The 1,390-nt window shown below is 27.8% G+C and carries 1 protein-coding gene and 1 pseudogene; both read left to right on the top strand.

Translation table 11 applies throughout. From position 1 onward, the window contains the following. Positions 1–924, top strand: a pseudogene (locus tag OU788_RS12290) (hypothetical protein); the annotation flags it as partial. Beyond that, positions 924–1,390: hypothetical protein (locus OU788_RS12285; protein ID WP_274635432.1), on the top strand; the 467-nt coding region annotated here is incomplete at its 3' end. The pseudogene OU788_RS12290 and the gene OU788_RS12285, both read left to right, overlap by 1 nt.

The raw sequence follows: 1,390 nt of genomic DNA, 5'->3' as shown, positions 1-1,390 counted from the left end.
ACGAAGCTGTTTATGGTTGTAGATGCAGAACCAGTAGGAGCTTCTTGGAAAGAAGTTTTTTATGATGAGGTATTTGACTTAACACCAAACCAATGGTATTATGGTGAAGAAAATTGGTTTGAGTTGAAAAGTAAAAGTGTAGTAGAAATAGGAGTTTATCATACAGGACATATTGATAAAGTAGAGTTGAAAGATGCTGAAAAAGTAAAATATGTTTATTATGATAAGGATGGAAAGAAACATAATCTAAAAGATGTTTATGATATAATTCAAGTAGAAGAATATAAAAATGGAAAAGCGTTAGAATCTGTACCAACAGGGTTCACGAAAGAAGAAACCATAAGTAAAGGACGTAAAAAGTATACGTATACTGATAAAGTGGTTGTCAAAGGGACAAAAGGTGAAGAAAAAGGGAAAATTAGAAAATATATAAAAACAGGGAAGAAAACGCCATTAATTCAAATAGGTAGTAAAAATTATACAGGACAAAAATTACCTATTCAATTTAAATTAATGTCCGATAGTACTAGACCTTATATTCACCCAAATGCTTTTGCTTGTGTATTAGGTGCAATAGCTAATGTAGGTTATAAAGACATTACAATGATTGGTTTTACAAGTAAAGATAATCACGGCTTTCCAAGTACAACACATGTAAATGGGTTACACGGAGATTTTAGGTATTTACGTAATGATAAAACAGGAGCAAGTCTTCACATTAATAATGACGAAGGGGCTAAAGAATTAGATGTAACTCGTCAAGAAAAAATGATTGATGCTTTCCATAAGTTTGGATGGAAAAGATTTTATAGTGTTTATTATACCTTAAACAAGGTAAAAAAAATATTAAAATTATCTGACAATATGCCACCACATCACCATCATTTACATACAAGATTATTTACTCCTAAATATAAAAAGTAATGAATATTTCAAATACTATAAAAATAATAATTATTTTATTAATAATCTCTTGCCAAAAAAAATCTGGAGAAACTAGATTAATTCCAGATGTTAAGACTCAAAAAGTATACTTTAAGAAAGTAATGTCTAAAATAAATAAAGCTAAAAATTCTGTTTTTTATCAACCAAATGGAGGAGAAAGAATTGAATCTGATTCAACAGTAACATTTGTTGAAATACACGAAGATTTAAATGATAGTTTTCAGTACTCTATAAGAGAACTAGAATACATAGTAGTTAATAACTATAGTGATAACGAATACTCTTCAAAGTTTTTCATTACCAATAAAGATTCTATTCTATTAGTGGTTAAAACTTCTGATGTTAAAAATAAAATACAGAAAGATACTTTTCTCTTTAAAGAAAATAAATTGTATTTCTGGAAAAATAAACAAGTAACACAAAAAGAAATGTTAGAAAAAGAAAA

This window comes from Tenacibaculum sp. L6 (genome assembly GCF_028823685.1).
Lineage (GTDB): Bacteria > Bacteroidota > Bacteroidia > Flavobacteriales > Flavobacteriaceae > Polaribacter.
This window is presented reverse-complemented; position numbering and strand designations above follow the sequence as displayed.